Annotated in this window: 20 protein-coding genes, 1 pseudogene and 1 riboswitch; of the genes and pseudogenes, 7 read left to right on the top strand and 14 right to left on the bottom strand. The window is 34.0% G+C overall.

The window, feature by feature from the left end:
* Positions 1–35 precede the first annotated feature (35 nt).
* A complete protein-coding gene (locus tag NKG37_RS12190; RefSeq protein WP_254416274.1) occupies positions 36–158 on the bottom strand; it encodes a bacitracin ABC transporter ATP-binding protein in 123 nt (40 codons plus the stop codon).
* Between the two features lie 145 nt (positions 159–303).
* Positions 304–453: riboswitch (cyclic di-AMP (ydaO/yuaA leader) on the top strand.
* Between the two features lie 149 nt (positions 454–602).
* Between NKG37_RS12190 and NKG37_RS12185 the strand changes: the two genes are divergently transcribed.
* Complete coding sequence (locus NKG37_RS12185; protein WP_169188047.1) at positions 603–2,429, top strand: APC family permease; 1,827 nt, start codon at positions 603–605, stop codon at positions 2,427–2,429.
* 141 nt (positions 2,430–2,570) lie between these two features.
* Here the strand turns inward: NKG37_RS12185 and NKG37_RS12180 are convergent, their stop codons facing one another.
* Both NKG37_RS12180 and NKG37_RS12175 read right to left on the bottom strand, forming a co-directional pair.
* Entirely contained in the window at positions 2,571–2,960 is a 390-nt protein-coding gene (locus tag NKG37_RS12180) for a sporulation protein (RefSeq protein WP_254416273.1), read from the bottom strand.
* A gap of 873 nt (positions 2,961–3,833) precedes the next feature.
* Positions 3,834–4,043 (bottom strand): hypothetical protein, encoded by a 210-nt coding sequence (locus tag NKG37_RS12175; protein WP_254416272.1) that lies wholly within the window; start codon positions 4,041–4,043, stop codon positions 3,834–3,836.
* A 300-nt stretch (positions 4,044–4,343) separates the two neighbouring features.
* On the opposite strand from NKG37_RS12175, the gene NKG37_RS12170 reads away from it, so the two are divergent.
* Positions 4,344–5,324 (top strand): aldo/keto reductase, encoded by a 981-nt coding sequence (locus NKG37_RS12170; RefSeq protein WP_101730407.1) that lies wholly within the window; start codon positions 4,344–4,346, stop codon positions 5,322–5,324.
* 84 nt (positions 5,325–5,408) lie between these two features.
* Here NKG37_RS12170 and NKG37_RS12165 read toward each other — a convergent pair whose 3' ends face one another.
* Positions 5,409–5,558 (bottom strand): hypothetical protein, encoded by a 150-nt coding sequence (locus NKG37_RS12165; RefSeq protein WP_254416271.1) that lies wholly within the window; start codon positions 5,556–5,558, stop codon positions 5,409–5,411.
* Between the two features lie 73 nt (positions 5,559–5,631).
* On the opposite strand from NKG37_RS12165, the gene NKG37_RS12160 reads away from it, so the two are divergent.
* Positions 5,632–6,854 (top strand): IS3 family transposase gene (locus NKG37_RS12160; protein WP_173026407.1). Its coding sequence is split into 2 segments (ribosomal slippage): positions 5,632–5,920 and positions 5,920–6,854, totalling 1,224 coding nucleotides; the frame shifts between segments, so codons are not numbered across the junction.
* 45 nt (positions 6,855–6,899) lie between these two features.
* The gene (locus NKG37_RS26080; protein WP_263479876.1) at positions 6,900–7,025 is read left to right on the top strand and encodes a hypothetical protein; all 126 of its coding nucleotides are present in this window, start codon (positions 6,900–6,902) and stop codon (positions 7,023–7,025) included.
* Here NKG37_RS26080 and NKG37_RS12155 read toward each other — a convergent pair.
* From NKG37_RS12155 to NKG37_RS12130, 6 genes are all read right to left on the bottom strand, one after another.
* Entirely contained in the window at positions 7,020–7,850 is an 831-nt protein-coding gene (locus NKG37_RS12155; protein WP_254416270.1) for a phosphotransferase, read from the bottom strand. The two genes, NKG37_RS26080 and NKG37_RS12155, sit on opposite strands and share 6 nt — an antisense overlap.
* Before the next feature lie 48 nt (positions 7,851–7,898).
* Entirely contained in the window at positions 7,899–8,246 is a 348-nt protein-coding gene (locus NKG37_RS12150; protein WP_101730408.1) for a GNAT family N-acetyltransferase, read from the bottom strand.
* Between the two features lie 566 nt (positions 8,247–8,812).
* Positions 8,813–9,328: a hypothetical protein gene (locus NKG37_RS12145; protein ID WP_016201847.1), complete on the bottom strand. Its 516-nt coding sequence runs from the start codon at positions 9,326–9,328 to the stop codon at positions 8,813–8,815.
* Between the two features lie 196 nt (positions 9,329–9,524).
* Positions 9,525–9,917: a DUF454 family protein gene (locus NKG37_RS12140; RefSeq protein WP_016201846.1), complete on the bottom strand. Its 393-nt coding sequence runs from the start codon at positions 9,915–9,917 to the stop codon at positions 9,525–9,527.
* Positions 9,918–9,955: 38 nt separating this feature from the next.
* Positions 9,956–10,129 (bottom strand): hypothetical protein, encoded by a 174-nt coding sequence (locus tag NKG37_RS12135; protein WP_156827736.1) that lies wholly within the window; start codon positions 10,127–10,129, stop codon positions 9,956–9,958.
* A gap of 224 nt (positions 10,130–10,353) precedes the next feature.
* Positions 10,354–10,839: a CBO0543 family protein gene (locus NKG37_RS12130; RefSeq protein ID WP_016201845.1), complete on the bottom strand. Its 486-nt coding sequence runs from the start codon at positions 10,837–10,839 to the stop codon at positions 10,354–10,356.
* A gap of 134 nt (positions 10,840–10,973) precedes the next feature.
* On the opposite strand from NKG37_RS12130, the gene NKG37_RS12125 reads away from it, so the two are divergent.
* Positions 10,974–11,267 (top strand): hypothetical protein, encoded by a 294-nt coding sequence (locus tag NKG37_RS12125; RefSeq protein ID WP_016201844.1) that lies wholly within the window; start codon positions 10,974–10,976, stop codon positions 11,265–11,267.
* A gap of 196 nt (positions 11,268–11,463) precedes the next feature.
* Here the strand turns inward: NKG37_RS12125 and NKG37_RS12120 are convergent, their stop codons facing one another.
* Entirely contained in the window at positions 11,464–12,651 is a 1,188-nt protein-coding gene (locus NKG37_RS12120) for an IS4 family transposase (RefSeq protein ID WP_254414795.1), read from the bottom strand.
* Positions 12,652–12,963: 312 nt separating this feature from the next.
* A pseudogene (locus tag NKG37_RS12115) lies at positions 12,964–13,887 on the bottom strand (putative bifunctional diguanylate cyclase/phosphodiesterase).
* A 203-nt stretch (positions 13,888–14,090) separates the two neighbouring features.
* Between NKG37_RS12115 and NKG37_RS12110 the strand changes: the two are divergent.
* Positions 14,091–15,059, top strand: a complete 969-nt coding sequence (locus NKG37_RS12110) for an N-acetylmuramoyl-L-alanine amidase (RefSeq protein WP_016201841.1) — start codon at positions 14,091–14,093, stop codon at positions 15,057–15,059.
* A gap of 85 nt (positions 15,060–15,144) precedes the next feature.
* Here the strand turns inward: NKG37_RS12110 and NKG37_RS12105 are convergent, their stop codons facing one another.
* Positions 15,145–15,699 (bottom strand): hypothetical protein, encoded by a 555-nt coding sequence (locus NKG37_RS12105; RefSeq protein ID WP_254416269.1) that lies wholly within the window; start codon positions 15,697–15,699, stop codon positions 15,145–15,147.
* A 24-nt stretch (positions 15,700–15,723) separates the two neighbouring features.
* Complete coding sequence (locus tag NKG37_RS12100) at positions 15,724–16,353, bottom strand: hypothetical protein (protein WP_101730411.1); 630 nt, start codon at positions 16,351–16,353, stop codon at positions 15,724–15,726.
* A gap of 234 nt (positions 16,354–16,587) precedes the next feature.
* On the opposite strand from NKG37_RS12100, the gene NKG37_RS12095 reads away from it, so the two are divergent.
* On the top strand, positions 16,588–17,712 hold the full coding sequence (locus tag NKG37_RS12095) for an IS4 family transposase (RefSeq protein ID WP_100346321.1): 1,125 nt from the start codon (positions 16,588–16,590) through the stop codon (positions 17,710–17,712).
* Positions 17,713–18,097: the final 385 nt, after the last annotated feature.

Raw genomic sequence — 18,097 nt, 5'->3', positions numbered from 1 at the left:
ACCGAGTTTGTCTTTATCTCAAATAACTTTTTTGATTAACCATTATTTTTATAGTCCTCGCTTTCTTCCTCTGCTGACTCTCCGTATAATTGATTAATTTCTTCAGCTAATTTATCTAAAAATTCATCCGAGATTATAGGTTTGTTTTCTTTCTTCATGAAATCCTCCTTTTACATCAACTTTTATTTTGTAACGAAAATAAAAGCAATTTTTACTATTAGCATTTCCAGCTCCTTCGAATATTACTCTAAAAAACTATTTACAATTCCCACACGCGGGAGTATGATAATTTCATTGTTTCAAATTTCTAAATCGCTGAAACCATAAGGTACGGGGGAACCATTCTTTACTGGGTATTATATTAGTTAATCCCATGGGGTGAATCCTTTTTAGGTAGGGCTACTCAAGGCCCGAATCCAACAGCTAACCTCGTAAGCGTTTATATGAGAAGGAAGGTGGAACTTGTGACACAAGAAAATTAACGTGCCTACAGGTCTATTAATACTGGCTTGTAGGCTTTTTTATTTAAATAATAAATATATGAGTAACGACTTTATTTGAGGTAAATATTAATAAGACATACTAACAGGCGGTGGATTTGCATGTTTGGAGCTATTAAAAGATTTTTAATTGGACGTCCATTAAAATCATATGAACTAGGTGAACAAAAACTGAATAAAACAAAAGCTTTAGCCATTCTCTCTTCCGATGCTTTATCATCGGTTGCGTATGGTCCTGAACAAATTTTGATTGTTTTAATAACAATAAGTGCAGCTGCGTTTTGGTACTCCATTCCAATAGCTATAGGGGTATTAATTCTTTTAAGTGCACTTATATTATCCTATAGACAAATCATCTTTGCTTATCCAAATGGCGGCGGTGCTTATATGGTGTCAAAAAGCAATTTAGGTGTAAATCCTGGATTAATTGCTGGTGGTTCCTTATTAGTAGATTATATCTTAACCGTTGCGGTAAGTGTCTCTGCTGGTACTGATGCAATTACATCTGCATTTCCTGCTTTACATAACTACAATGTAGAGATTGCGATTGCATTTGTCCTTCTTCTAACTGTTTTAAATTTAAGAGGCGTGACTGAATCCGCTTCTATTTTAGCTTATCCTGTTTACTTATTCGTCTTAGCATTGTTTATTTTGATTGGCGTAGGTGTCTATAATATACTGACCGGAAATGTTTCATCTGAACTTCATACACCAATTGGTACACCAGTTGCGGGAATCAGTTTATTTATTTTATTAAAAGCCTTTGCTTCAGGAAGTTCTGCTTTAACAGGTGTTGAAGCTATATCAAATGCGATTCCTAATTTCAAAAAACCTGCGCCTAACAACGCTGCTAAAACCCTATTATTGATGGGAGCTTTGCTTGCAGTATTATTTACTGGAATTGTAACTTTGGCCTATTATTACGGAATTACTCCTAAAGCAGAAGTAACTGTTGTTTCCCAAATAGCAGAGGGAGTTTTCGGACGTAATTTTATGTATTTCTTTATTCAAGTAACAACGGCCTTGATTCTAATTCTTGCTGCCAACACTGGATATTCTGCATTTCCACTACTTGCAGTTAATCTTGCTAAAGATAAATTTGTTCCGAGGATGTTCCTAATCAGAGGAGACCGTCTAGGTTATTCAAATGGAATAATAATCTTGGGTCTAGCTTCAATCCTTCTAATCCTAGTTTTTAATGCTAAAACAGAGCATCTAATTCCGCTTTATGCTGTTGGGGTTTTCCTCCCATTCACCTTGTCACAAAGTGGAATGATGGTTAAGTGGCTTAGAGAAAAACCAAAGGGGTGGGTTCCCAAATTTATTATTAATACAGTTGGTGCTTTAATAAGTTTTATCGTTACAATGGTATTCTTTTTAACAAAATTCTCACAGATATGGTCCATATTAATTTTCTTGCCTATCATTGTGTTTATCTTTCATAAAATAAATAAACACTATTTAGCAGTTGGTGACCAGCTTAGACTTACTACTTGTGAACCGGCTTTAACTATTCAAGGGAATGTGATGATTGTACCTGTAGCAGGAATGACTCACGTAGTAGAGAATACCCTAAATTACGCTAAATCACTTAAACCAGAACAAATTATTGCTGTTTATGTTTCTTTTGAGAGAGAAGAAGAAAAAATTTTCGAAGCGAAATGGGCAAAATGGCAACCTGAAATTAGGCTTGTGACACTTCACTCTTATTACCGAAGTATCATTAACCCACTTAGAAAATTTGTTGATACAGTTGAGCATAAAGCAAAAGAAGGAAATTACCAGGTAACGGTGGTCATTCCACAATTCATACCGAAGAAAGGTTGGCACAATATTCTTCATAATCAATCTAGTTTATTGATTAGAACATTTTTATTGTATCGAAGAAACGTTGTAATAACAACAGTACCTTACCATTTAACAAAATAAAACATAAAAATCAGTCAAATCAATAATTAAATATTATATTAGTAGGAGCCTCTTAATCATATAGAGGCTCTTTTTTCATGAATGTCCCAAATTATTATTGTTCATCTTTTGGATTTTCTATCCAAAAGATAGTCTATCTTTCTATTCTTTTACTATTACTAATTCATCATGGTCTGTACTTACCTTATTCTCAGCGAAAAAGAGATTTGTATGCAATTTATAGGTAAATTCCTCCGTTGATGGTTCCATTTCTTTAGATACTAAAAAAGTAAATGGGATCATAGCATTTTCTTTAGCTAGTAATGTCCTAGACATAAGAATTGTTTTTACCGTTTCTACTGTCTCTTTTAATTCATCTTTATACACCTTGAGCAAAATACACTCTAACCTTTTTAACTTTTGCTGCTTTGCTCCACCTTTTATATAAAAATCCCCTGCAATAGTTTCGTCGTGCCTCACTTCGTTTTTCTCTAAAACTAAGTCTACATTCGGCAAACTTCTTGCAAAAAAATTCTTAATGTTTTTCAACAATGAACGTCTTCCTCCTAATTTATAAAGTGAAACTTCCATCAGTGGGGGTCTTTCTTCCTCCCCCGCTGATGGTTAGTTGAACCTCTCGGACCTTTACGGACAGTTGATCTCCCACCTAGCTTCCTCGTAGGCTCATAAGCTTGAGGGGGGCTTACTGTTCGTTAAGAGTGGGGTAAAGTGTAATGATTCATTACCGTTTGTTGAGATTGGGTTGTAACCATCGATTGAATGGAAATCCTTCGTGGTGGGTAATTTATTTCTAAGGTTACAATACTAATTAGATATAGTTTGACGGTAACAAAAAATGTAAATAACATAGATAATTTCCTATGATCATCACTGTCCATTTAAAAATTTTTTCTCCTTTTTCACAAATTAAAATGAATGTAACGTGTAGATGGTCAGCTCTTTTTCCTCCTAAAACACAAAAAGACCTTCACCGTAAACTGGTAAAGGTCTCTAATTCTAATTTTATATCCCTTCACCTAATGGCAAAGGTCTCGCAAACAACTTACGTTGCCAGTTAAGCCGGTGATAAAATTATCACGTATTGTCGACATAACTGTTAGCTACTCCCCTTTGGAGTTTAATAACTTTTATTGTGTACAATCTTAACTCTAAGACTGTATATTAATATTACAATTATTTAATATAGTACGTCAACTGTAAATTAATAGGTTGTTTTATTTTAAGTATTCAAATCTTAGATTGAATGCTCTAATCTTTTATTAGATCCAACTAAATAACTCAATTAAAAGCCAATCTCTATAATTCTCGTGTCCTCTTGTACCAATTGCTTTTGTCTTTAAACGAACACTGATAAAATTCAGAGACTTTGTTTCCTTTTAGATTTTACCCGTAGCTCCACCCATTTTAATCAAGAGCTGCAAGGGAAGCAATGGTCATAATAATTAATATAAAAGAAACGGTTAACCATATTGTATTCTTGGTTGTATAATCTTCCTCTTTTATCTTCTTTAATAAAGATACAAGGTTTAAACAGAAGATAATACAATAAACAGGTAACAAATAAAACCCATAAATAGTAAAAAACTGTAGGATAAAAATCACAACCTTTAACATTTCTTTAAAAGTACTGTAAGGCTCTATTTAAATACTAGATTTATATTTAGCAAAACAGACTTCAATCCATTATAATCCCCCAATGGCTATAACAAAGTAATATAACAGCGCTTAATTAATTTCTTACCTTTTTATATTATCAAAGAATGACCTTTCTAAAAACAAAGAATGCATCTTAACACAAAATCCAACCCTATAATAAATTTCTAGCAATACAGAATTCTTCATAAATTCATAATTCATATCCCTCGCAATATCAAAAGACGGACTTTATAATGAAACCAAAAGGAGGAGTAGCAAATGGATTATGTTAAATTAGGTTCTACTGGTTTAGAAGTCTCTCGTCTTTGTCTTGGTTGTATGAGTTATGGGGAACCCGATCGTGGTGGTCATGCATGGACATTAACAGAAAGCGATAGTCGTCCATTTATCAAAAAAGCATTGGAGCTTGGCATTAACTTTTTTGATACCGCAAATGTCTACTCTGATGGTTCAAGCGAAGAAATTGTAGGACGGGCATTACGTGACTTTACGAGTCGCGATGAGGTTGTTCTTGCTACAAAGGTACATGGCAGAATGCGTCCAGGTGTTAATGGTGCTGGACTTTCCCGAAAAGCAATTATGAGTGAAATTGACAATAGTTTAAAAAGACTTGGTACAGATTATGTGGATCTCTATCAGATACATAGATGGGATTATGGAACGCCAATTGAAGAAACAATGGAAGCATTACACGATATTGTTAAAGCTGGAAAAGTCCGTTATATCGGAGCTTCATCCATGTATGCATGGCAATTTTTAAAAGCAAATCATATAGCGGAAAAGAATGGCTGGACACGTTTCGTATCAATGCAAAATTACTTGAATCTTCTTTACCGTGAGGAAGAACGAGAAATGCTGCCCCTCTGTAAAGAAGAAGGTATTGGAGTCATCCCATGGAGCCCGATGGCACGTGGTCGCTTAACTAGAGATTGGGAAGAAACAAGTACCCGCAAAGAAACAGATGAATTTGGCAAAACATTATATTCTCACACAGAAGCAGCGGATCGCCAAGTCGTGGAACGCGTAAAAGCAATGGCAGAAAAACGTGGCGTGCCTCGTGCACAAGTTGCACTTGCATGGGTTTTACAAAAAGAACCCGTTACCGCACCTATTATTGGCGCAACAAAACTGCATCATCTAGAAGATGCCGCTGCGGCACTTTCATTACAATTGACACAAGAAGAAATTACTAGCTTAGAAGAGCCATATATTCCGCATCCAGTACTTGGTTTTGTGTAAAGTTCAAGCATTAACCGGGCGTAAACATTCAGTTGATCGTCCGGTTATTTTATATGGAGACAAAATATGTTTAATCATCCTTAACTATTCTCCTAACAAAGCAAGAGATAAACTGATTTTCCCTTCTTCATAAAGTTCATTATCTTTTTTATCTATGCTGTAGGTAAGCAAGGATACAATCGTAAATATCGCTTTAAACTGAGCTAGTTTTAACGTAGTATCATCTACTCTCATAAGCCCCAAAATGAACTTGGACAATAAGAGTAATATTTATTATACTGCTTAATGTACCAAGGAGGCTGACATCATGAAACGAATAAAACATTCTAAAGAATTTAAATTACAAGTCATCAAGGAAGCCCAAGACACAGGGAAGAATACCCTTGTAGCTCGCCGGTATGATCTGAATCCCAATATGGTTAGTCGCTGGGTTCGTGAATACAAAGATGGTAAATTTGGTGAAGTAGATGTGGCTGTGCTGCCAGATATAGACTCCAAAGAATTATCCAAAGAAAATGAAAAACTTAAAATGTTATTAGGTGAAAAAGACCTTGAAATAGCGATCCTGAGGGATCTTATAAAAAAGAAAAACCCTCACTTGCTGAAAAGCATGAAGTAGCTAACAAATGGATTCAAAAAGGCTACTCGATTTCAAAGGTGCTTAAAATCATAGGTATTCCTCGATCCACATACTATTATCAAAAGAATTATCGTGTTGAGGAGAAAAAAGTAAGTGAGGGACGTCCAGCACCAGGTTATTCGATCCAAGAGGACGGTCAAAAGATATCAGACGAACAGATTAAAGAATTTCTACTAGAAGAGATTGCCGGTGATTGCTATAACTATGGTTATCGCAAACTCACTAAGGTCTTAAGGCGAAAATACAAACTTAAAATTAACAAGAAAAAAGTATACCGGATTTGTAAAGAATTGGACATCTTACGCCCACAGCGCCAAAAGAAAGTCTCATACCCTAGGAAACTAGCAAGAAATCGCATTATTACAAGATCTAATCAGCTATGGGAAGCTGACATTAAATATGGCTTTATCGAAGGTGAGGATCGCTTTTTCTTTGTCATGTCCATCATCGATGTTTATGACAGGGGCATCATTACCTATCATATGGGATTAAGTTGCACTGGAGATGATGTCAAACAGACACTGAAAAGGGCATTATTAAAACGCCAACAATATGATGAATTGGAAAAACCTGTAATCCGAACAGACAATGGACCGCAGTTTATTTCCCATACTTTTGAAAAGTTTTGTGAAGATTCCAAAATTGAGCACGAAAGAATTCCACCAAGAACACCAAATATGAATGCTCATATTGAGTCTTTCCATCGCATTTTTGAGGACGATTGCCTATCCAGATGGCAGTTTGAAACCTACACAGAAGCATATCAAGAAGTCATGAATTTTATGGAGTTCTACAACGAGAGACGTATGCATTCTAGTATACTAGATTTGTCACCAAAGGAATTCTATCAAAAACAAGATTCATTGGTGATCAAGGAGGTTCGGGTGTAATGGATGTATTCATTCAAAGCATCAGCTTGATTTGGAGTGGCGGGCATGATAGCCTCGTTCGGCGATGCCAATGTTGTAAAACAGCTGGCTTCTTGGCAGGAGAATCATGCCCGCAGAGGCTCCATGTCAAGCAACATGGCCTTTTTGAAGAATAATGAAAGAAATCTATAAAATAAAAAACTGAGGAAATGAAAGAATAAGAGAGTTATTGTCCAAAATTCGGGGGTTAATCCGTACTTCCCCATAGATAGAGAAAAATTGCTTTTGTCCTTCAGAAGGAAATAAACTGTAAGCAATGGATAAATCAACAGCTGGATGACCAATATGTGTATCACCCCAATCAATCATTCCAGCAAGCTCCTTCTCTTCATTTACAAGCATATTGCGAATGTGCAAATCTCCATGCGTCAATACGGTAACGTTTGGGACTGTATTATGTGTTACGTTCTTTGCATAGTCTTCGGCTAAATCGAATAAAGAAAGATTTTCATATTTTTGCAGTTTCTGAATAGCATCAATTAATCGGGATTTTCTTTTGTCAATATGAAGTCGATCGAATTCATCATATGGAACCGTCTGGAATCGGTCTATTGTAAGAGAATGCAATTTTTTCAAAAACATCGATAACGGCTTTATCATCTTTAATCTTTCTTCATTGGTTAACGCTTGAGGAGCTTTCCCAGCTAAATAATGATATCCTATAAAAATTCTTGGAAAGGCATGGCTTTCTGTCCCTAAAAAAATCGGCTTCGGAACGGGTACTGGCAGTTGATCTGCGATAATCCGTAATAGCTCCCATTCACTTTTTAAAAGTTTCACCGCAATCTCTCTTCTCGGGAATCGAAAAGTATAACATTTATTGACGCGGAAAATAGTATTATCAAACCCTTCCCCTATATCTTCAATAGAATCTACACTAATAGGAAACTGTTCCTCTATCAATTGCGAAGCTAGTTCCTTTGTTATCGTGTATTCTGGATCCCATATATTCGTCATTAGATTAACTCCTTTCCATTATTATTCCCAACTAAAGAAACGATATAATTATAACTTCAATAAAAAAAGTTGTTGACTTTTGATCTTATCACAACCAATTTTCTTATAAAATTTATGGGCTTCTTTTCTCTGTTCGCCTAGACGTAATTTTATTTCTTGATAACCATTTTCTATTGCCCCTATCTCACATTTTCCCATTAATTTTAAGCCGATCCCCTGTCTTCTAGCATTACAATCTATATCTAATCCACCAATTTCTGCATACTCAAGTTCAATTAGATACTTACCAAAAACATGAACCCATCCTAAGAGCTTATTCTCAATCTCTTCATAGACAAAAATAGCATTATCTTTAGCCTCAGTTATTCGTAGCACACGAGTATTCATCTCTTCCATTGATACGAAATAACCTAATTAGACACATAATCTAGAAATCTCCTCTGCATCTCTTAATCTTGCCATTCTAATCACTTTCCACTCAACTCCTTTATTATTAGATAGGTTGTTTTCTAAATGATTGTTATTTCACTAGAATAAATTATTAAGGAATACTAAGCAGCCTGAATACACGTAAACTCCTGTGGGATTAGCGAGACAGTCTGAGACCCCGGAGGCGAAGTGCCGAGGAGGCTCGCCGCTCGCCCCATGGAAAGCGAAGTGTATTCAGGCTGCGGCTTACTAGCACCAAACATGACAAAAAACAGTCATAAAATAAGTTTAATCCAAAAATAAAACCAGCCAAAGAATAGATTCTACTCTTTGACTGGCTTCTTCATAGAAGGATTTAGAGGACTAATATGGTCTGCGACCGCCATTGCAATCATGGGTAAAGGGTTAAGCGTAAACGAGTAATGGGTTAGTGGTCATTGGTTTAGCCAGCACCATGTAAACGTACCTTTGTACACCAAGAGAGGAATCCTTCTATCCTTGAATAGGAGTCTCACCTATTCAAGGCCATAAATTTAAAAATATTTCTCTCCATCAAAATCTAGTTCAATTTGATAGTTTTTACTGTTAATTAAATTCGATAGGCGGTTCGCTTTTCTTTCACATTCAAGACTTTTCAAACGATAATCTTCTGGTTCAAACGTTGCTACCTTCATTAGTTGGACCGTTTCACCATAAGAATAGACGTATTCTTCCTTTTCCGCTGCCGCAAACTCTTTATATTTTCTCGCTTTAGCACGAAGCTGTGTTGCTAGCTCAATCGCTTCTACTATTGAGATATTCGTATTTTCAAAGCTTATTTCGTTATCAATATTGGCACGATACATTAGCTTATCAAGCAATCGATAGTCAGCACGTACGTCTTCTATTTCCTGCTCTACATCAAGAATCGTCCGTTTTTGCTTCGGAATAGATTTACCTGCTTCTATTTGCACAAAAGCAACTCTATCCATTTCCTCTTCTAGTTCATGGATTCTTTTAGAAAGAACACTCTTTAATTTAACTGCTTCTGCTTGTGAAATTTTATTCATGTTTACCTCCAAAATGAAATGTTGGTATTGCTGAGGAAATAATATGGGGATTTAATCAATATCTTATGTGTTTATATTTTACTATTAAAAAGGAAATCTTTTCAACTATTAACAACAGGAGCCATATTTTTAGTTGCAAATTTGGAGAAGAACACAAAAAAGGATTCCTTAAATAAGGCCATCCATCGATTTGTTTCTATTTTTTTATAATTACTTCCGGATTCTCTTTTTTCGTCTTTATAATAAACATGGAGATCGCTTGGACAATCGCAATGCATCCTAAAACAATCCTCGTATATAAATGATCAACAAAGATAGCACTTATAGCTAAGCAAATATAACAGGAGATAATAATTTTTATCTTTTGCTTTATCGTCAGTTCCCCTTTTCGGAATCCTTCCACATAATCACGATAAAAGGAAGTAGAACGAAACCACTTATTAATACGCTCAGAACCTCTCGTATAGAAAAAGGAAGTTAATAATAAGAAAGGGGTAGTTGGCAACAAAGGTAAAAAAACTCCAATTATCCCTAAAATCAAAAAGATTGTTCCTAAAAAAATATACATCCATCGATAGATAGGCTTCATTTTTTGCTCCCTTCCTGCCCTTTTTTCAGAAAAGATGCTTAACGTCGTCTTCTTTTTACATCTCTTACAAGATCTCTTAGACCAAAAAGAAGCATAATAACACCAGAAGATAAAAACTCCACTCGGAATATATTCGTATTAAGAACCCCTGCTGCATAAAGAACAATTCCTATAACATTAATTAAAAGAATGATATTTACGATTTTCGTCATTTGCTTTCCTTTCTTAGGATTACCATTACTATCCTAATCACGTACAGTATGTATTAAATACTAATTCACAATTCATCTGTTTTATACACTATTCCACTTCGCCATTTTACAATAAAAAAGACGAAATAACTATGTTTTCTTTTAAAATGAGATAGAAAGATTTAGTTCGCAAATTTTATATTCCCCTTATTAGTAAGTTCATAAACGTTTGTATACCTTGTTAGTCACCTTAAAAATTTCATTTTCCTTAGTGCTTCGATAATCGATCTTGTCAAAAGTGACTTAAGGATAATGCTAAAATAAGTATGATACCATTTCCAGCCTTTTTTCCATTTAATTAACTTTGTTTTTCTTTCCGCCCATATTTCGATAAATAAAAATGGTATTGTAAATAAAATTAATTTATATAAAACAACAAAAGGTTTATCTTTCTTCGTTAACTGATTATAAAAAACTGTAAATGTCGGATAAATTAAAAAATCAAACAATATATGAATTTTGAATAAGTTGGGTAGAAAGCGAACTGGATATCTAATTACTTTATAGGACGTTAATAGCATATCAATTAAGCCATTTGTGACTGCATTATACAAATAAACAAATATCCAATCTTTTATTGGAGGCTTCCTAAATAAAACAGGTAGTAGAATTAATAAATTCCCAATAAGTAACCCTTTTAAAAATCGTTTCTCCATCTTATTTTTCTCCATTAAATTATCCACCTCTGCATTTAATATGCTCTTCATAAAGCCGTTTATTCCATGCTTTTGAGTATAAATTACTACCTATTTGTATTAGTTACAAAAGGACATGGAATACTAATTTTTAAAAGGTGGTGCATTTAATGGATTTCCCGACTATTCAAACAAACTTTTGGGACGCCGTAATAGCTGTCCCTGTGGTTATGATTATTACCCAACTACTCAAGATTTTTTTAAAGATACCCAAAAAGTATGTTCCAACCATCGCCTTAGCTCTAGGATTATTCATCTCTGTTTTTATCAGTCATAGACATAGTCTCGTTGCTGGTTTATTTATGGGCTGGTTTTACGGTTATTCTGCTATCGGGTCCTATGCTTCATTAAAAACAACTATTTTATCCTATCTCCAAAAAAGAAAAGAAAAGCACTCTAACTAATATGTTCCATTTCATTTTTCAGTAAAGGAACAGGGGCAGCTCCCAATGTCATCAAGTTAAGAAACCAGTAATTACCAGTGGTAAACCAAAATTGATGTTTATAATATTCTGATAACTAAAAAAGCCAATAGGATGCCCGGGAAGTGCCTATTTAATTTTTTTGGCATTTCCCTGATTTTCCTATTTGTTCGTTTTGTTAGATAGCTGGTCGTTGTCCAAATCCATGTTTATTCGCATTTAGCCCTCTGGAACGTTTAAATTTCCTTCCAGGTCTAATTGGGACTCTATTTCGCTGAACTTCGTTCAGTAGGTCTTTATACATCTTTTTTCTTCGCCTTTGACTTGGTTCAATGATTAAACAAATGAGCTTATCTTTTAGTGCGCCAATTAAAATATTGGTGTTAGTTTTATATTTGTGCTTTAAGTCTTTATCCTTCTGATCCTCGGCGATGATCACATCTGACTCATGCTTTAGTAGGGAAGCCATGTTGCTTAAAAATAAAGCAGCATAAAACTCTTGTTCAATCGTCTGTTTTGTTTCGCCTGAGAATCTTTCAATCTGTATTTTGTTTTTTAAGACATCGTATTTTGTTTCGATTGACCATCGTTTAAAGTACAACTCTTTAAAAGCCGGAATATCAAAAGACTCATCTAATATATTCGTTATAAGTAATTCATCTTCTCCAGAGCCTAATGGGATACGGACCGCACGCAAACGCATGACGTTGCTTTTATACTTGAGTTCAATGACCTGATCAGGGATCCCTTCTTTTATAGCGGCTCGGTAAAAATTAACTGGCGTTCTAACAACAAAATTCACTTTATTCTTCAAAAGATAGTGAAAGAAATATTGAGATGGATACCCACGGTCAAAAAGAAAAAGGTCGTGGTTAGAACGCAGTTCTAGGAAACTATCAATTAATTCTATCGCTACTGTGCGCTCGCTATCTGTACATTTTGTGATTATCCCCTTTACAAATAAATCATTTCCGATATCATAAATAGTAGATACCATGGCTCTGGCAAGTTCCTTGCCATTGCCCTTTGATGCGCCGAAGGTATCTCTTAGCCTTTGGGAATTGGCTATTTCTATGATAGACGCATCAATCGCATATAACCGGAAGCCCTTATATTTAAAGGAGTTATTTGTCTGATAAAACCACGTCGTAATGGTGTCAAATAACGTCTTGAAGGCTTCTGGTTTTATTTTTTTTCGCGCTTGTGAAAATCCCTGTTTACTTATAATTTCTCCTTCTTTTTTAATCAACTCAAAAAAGTCATTCAACTCAATCTGCAAGCTTCTCGTTACTAGATTTAGCACAAACAAAATTGTTTCTGGGAAAGTCAATTTGCCTCCTTTACGTGTAAAGTAGGTTGATTTCATGCGGGAATCGCACATGAAATGGAAATCGTACAATACCTCCCTACATACTTCAATCGCTTCTAAAAACTTGCTTTTTTTCAACAAAAAAACCCCATTTCGTACGAGATATACCAAGAACTGGTATTCACGCTGATTATGGAGGTGTTTCTGAAAAGTCAAGGGGTTTTTTCAATTTTATACAACAATTTTATGAATCTTTTTTAATATTTACATATTTTTACAATTTAGGTTTATGACATTGGGGCAGCTCCGCCTTTACTTACAACGTACCCCTGCCTTTTTAAATGATATAAGAGGAAAGGAATGCTTATATTAACAGTCATCCTTAACTTGTTTGTTCCAGTATTCAATAAGCTCTTCAGCTGGTAATGGCTTGCTGAAAAAATATCCTTGAATTTCGTCACACCCCCATTTGTTAAGTATTTTTAATTGTGCTTCTGTCTCTACCCCTTCTGCTGTTACAATCATATCCAGGTTTTTAGCAACAGATATTAATGATTCAACAATAGCTCCATTATTCCTATTATCTGGAAGTTCCATTATAAATGAGCGATCAATTTTAATCCGATCTAAATTAAATTGTGATAAATAAGTTAAGGAAGTGTACCCCGTTCCGAAATCATCCATTGATATTTGAAATCCTTTTTTCTTAAGAATATTGATCTTTTTTCTGGTCAATTCCGTATTTTCTATTGCTAAATTTTCTGTTATTTCAATATCTATCATAGAAGTAGGTATATGATACTTTTCTACTTATTTTAATAAGAAATCAATAAAACCATTATCTAAAAAATGGGCTGGAGATACATTAATCGATAGATGAAAGGACACATGATAACTTTGAATCCATTGTGAATAAATCCTGCAAGCTTCTTGAATAATCCAATTACTAATAGGAATGATTAAACCATTTTGCTCCGTTAAAGGGATAAATTTAACTGGGCTGATAATTCCTTTTGACGGATGCTGCCATCTTACTAATGTCTCTATTCCAACAATTTTATTATCATTAGAACTATGCTTAGGTTGAAAATTCAAATGAAATTGCTCTTGGTTAATTGCTAATTTTAATTCTTGCAGCATTGTTATTTGGTTTAACTTTTCTTCCTCAAAAGCAGATGAATATTCTATAAAGTTATTTCTGCCATGTTTCTTCGCTTTATACATCGCCATATCCGCATGCTTGATTAAAGTGTTAAAGTCCTCTCCATCTTCGGGAAAATAAGATACCCCAATACTTAATGTGATTTCTTTAGTGGATTCCTGGTAAGCGTCAAACTATACCCACATGGTTTGACGCTTACAATAAGCGTTTCATCTTATCAAGCAAAAACTGTACACTTTATTCTAGCAGTCACAGTATCCTAGCTCCCGTTACACATGCAAAGGTTTCAGCAAATCTATTTATTTATTTAATAGATTCTCAAGAATTCAACACAGTGAAGACTGAACTTCCTTTAGATACAGGCTCCTTTAATAATTTAGAAGATAAAGTTCAGTACGTATTTGATAATCTTTTATCAAAAAAATATGAAGGGTTAACACGCTTCTCTGAGATCCCAGATAAAGTTAAATTACTATCAACAGAAATAAACGATACTGAACTTACATTAAATTTCAGTAAAGAATTCACAGAAAATATTAATAATAACTACAATATTAGTTTTTTACTAGATTCAATGTTAAACACTGCATTTCAATTTAAAGAAATAGAATCAGTTAAGTTTTTATCTAACAATAACAAAATTGAGATAATTGGAGATTATGATTTTTCTAGACCATTTTTCGATTATTCTAAGGTAAAGATCACTTTAAATTCAGAACCAACTCAAAATATTATCACTTACGGAGTTATAGCTCCTAGTAATCCAGTAATAGTTATAGATCCTGGTCATGGAGGCTCTGATCCAGGGGCAGTGGGGAAAGATGGAACTAAAGAATCGAATATAAATTTAGCAATTGCCAAAAAGGTGAAAGCACGATTTGAAGCTAAGGGTGCAAAAGTATACATGACTCGAACTACAGATAAATATCTTACACTTGCAGATAGAGTAAAGGTAGCCAAAGATAAAAAGGCAAATGCTTTCATTAGCATTCACATCAATTCTTCTACAAATACAAGTGCTAGAGGTACCACTGTTATTTATCCTAATAATCACGATGTTTCCAACAGCAAAACACTTGCCCAAAAAATCAACTCTCGTGTTACAGCATATCTACCAAAACATAAAGATCCATATTATCAAGATTTACATGTTTTAAGAGAAAATAGTATGCCTGCTGTACTTACCGAGACCGGTTTTATATCTAATTCATCCGATTTACCTTATATAAAATCAACAAAAGGACAAGATAACATTGCATATGCCATTTATTACGGTTATGCTCAATGGTGGGGCTGGTATTAGAAATTTTTCCCGGATATCTGAAAAAGGTACAACTTTTTTCAGATATCCATTTTTATATAATTATTATTTATCCTTTTAACTCTCTCTACTTATCTTTATAAAGACCATTCAATTTCCATTGCTCCCCCACTTTAATAAAAGTAAGGTTCAGTACAAATTCTTCAACATTATTATCTAAAAAGTAAGTATACCCTATGGTAAATTCATCTTCAGAATTCATCAAAAAAAACCTTAATTTTGGATATTCATTTTGTCTAATATCAAAATTATCAAATAGATATTCCGTATTTTGACCATCAATTGAGAAAATAATATTCCCCTTATTATCAATTGTATTATCGTGAACCATTATTTTTCTTACCTCTTCAAATTTCCCCTCAGACATGCTTTTGAAAAAATAATATGATAATTCTTGTATTTTAGGTAAAAGCTCATTTTGTAGTTTTATTAACGTTAATTGTTCTTTTAACTTCTGATTTTCTTCTTTCAATTGTTGCATTTCGATAAATTCATTTTCAGTTTTACTATTAATTTTAGAATTTGAACAAGCTACTAAATTCAATACGGACATTATAAATATTAAAGTAATTATAATGTGTTTTTTTATAATCATGTTTTCCCCTTCCTTTTCTATAATCATAATATTTTCTTAATGGTACAAATATTAAGAATTTAAATCCCAAATTACCCAATCATCATTTTCTTTAACAAAGCTAAATTTCAAATTTTTTGACTGATTTGTTAATTTCACTTGAATAGTAATATCTAATTTATTTTCACTAATTATTTTATAATCTCCTAAAACAATAAATTCTATTTTTGTACTTGGATTAAAAGGTAAAACAAACTTCTTTTCTACCTCATCCTTAGTATATATAATTGTTTGATTGTCAAAAGTCTTGAATCCCTTTAACTTATTTGTTAAATTGGGGCTATCTTGTTGCAAACTATCAAAAAAACTATAAATTTCCTCATAAATATTGGATAATGACTCATTATATTGTTTTCGATCTTGAATTTCTAAGTTATACTTAGCATTGTATTTCTGAACTTTAAGTTGTGCTTGATTTAAATTAGAATAATCTTCATATTCTCCCTTTACAAAAATCATAAAGACTATTAATACACAAATACTTGTAAGACTAATTAAAATAAATGAATATTTTTTTTGGTTTCTCTGCTTTTTCTCTATTAAACTTATAATATTTCTTTTTTCCTCGTTTGAAAATTCAATATTTTTAAAGGTTTCTTCATTGAGACTTTTTTTAATTGTCTTCCGAATATTTTGATTCAAATAAATCACCACCCTTTTCTAAGGTATCTTTCAATAATTTTCTCCCTCTACGTAATCTAGTCTTTATCGTTCCCACTTTTAAATTTAATAGTTTCTGTCACTAGCGTCGCATTAAAATAATTCAACGCTTTCTAGAAATCTGAATTTTCTGTAATATAACCCAAGCATAAAAAAATCCTTTATACTGGTTGAGCGGTAGTAAACCATCCAAATCCAATACAAAGGACCATAAGCATGGATAAGTTTACACGAAAAACATCATTTGAACAATGGTTTACACCGATTTCTTCAACGAAATTAGAAGAATTAGTGGAAACCCATCATTTAAATTACTATACAAAGAAGCTACACATCACTTCATTCTTGAAATTACTCGTATTTGCACAACTCAACGAAATCGAAAGTTTACGTGCTGTCAGTGAGACATTGTTTTCAGACGACCTTCAAAAAGCAACGGATTTAGAATCGATTAGCTTTTCGCAATTAGGCCGCCGATTAAATCAAATTCCAACAGACGTGTTCCAGCACGTTTTTCTGGATTTAGTCGCTCAGATTCATGCGAAATCTCAATATGAGCAGCGCCGGAAAACGACAACACCGCTGAAAATCATTGATTCGAGTACGTTGCCACTCAATTTGAATAATCACAAATGGGCGGAGTTTCGCAAAACAAAATCAGGTATCAAGCTTCATTTGCGCCTTGTTTACGCAGAAAAAGGCTGTTCCTATCCTGATAATGCGGTGCTGACAAATGCGAAAGAACACGATCGTGGCCAGCTAGAGGTACTCGTTGACGACAAAGAATGCATGTACGTTTTTGATCGTGGTTACTTAGATTATGAGCGATTTGACCGCATGACCGATGATGGCTATTTCTTCGTCTCACGCTTGCGAAAAAATGCGGTCATTCGTGTCGTAGAGCCATTTAAACTGCCAATCGATTCAACTGTATTGTCGGATGAAATGATTCTGATCGGCACCACACAAAATCGTGCAGAAAATATCTTTCGCCTCATCAAAGTGCTCGATTCAAAAGGTAACGAACTGCATCTAATTACGAATCGATTTGATTTAAGCGCCGATGATATCGCTGAATTGTACAAATCGCGCTGGGCAATCGAGCTATTTTTCAAATGGTTGAAGCAGCACCTGAACATCAAAAAGTTCTACGCGCAGAGCGAACAAGGCGTACATAATCAAGTGTATATCGCAATGATTGTATATTGCCTAAATGTACTGGCACAGCTGAACACGAACAGTTCAAGAACGTACTTACAAATTAGTCGCTTACTCAAAGCGGCACCATGGAAATCCGCTCATTTATGGCTACGAAAAATCGTAGGGAAAACCGTGCCCTAAAGAATTTCACAGGTCTGTTGCACTCGTCAAAGGTTATAGTAAAAAAATGGATGTTAACTACCTCTATTCAAATGTCTTTGTTTTTCTTCTCATGAGTAAAAACAAGAAAGCAGAAAATTCAGTCAAAATTTATGCAACACTAGTGAGTTTCTGTATTTCTATAATTTTTAATTCTTCATAATAATATAGATACATAACTTCCTTATACTTTATTGGTAATGCGAATAATGCCTCAGAAACAAGCGCATAGCTTTCATGTTGAATAAGAATATGTTCAGGAGTCTCTGTATTCGAAAAAACTAATTTTGTATTATGTAAAAATATTTTATATTTCTCTTTTTTTAATACATCTTTAGAACGATTAATGGTTATCCTATAAATCCAA

Source organism: Niallia sp. RD1, from assembly GCF_024219955.1.
GTDB classification, from domain to species: Bacteria; Bacillota; Bacilli; order Bacillales; family Cytobacillaceae; genus Niallia; species Niallia alba.
The sequence above is the reverse complement of the archived record's forward strand: the minus strand, read 5'-3'. Positions and strand labels throughout refer to the sequence as shown.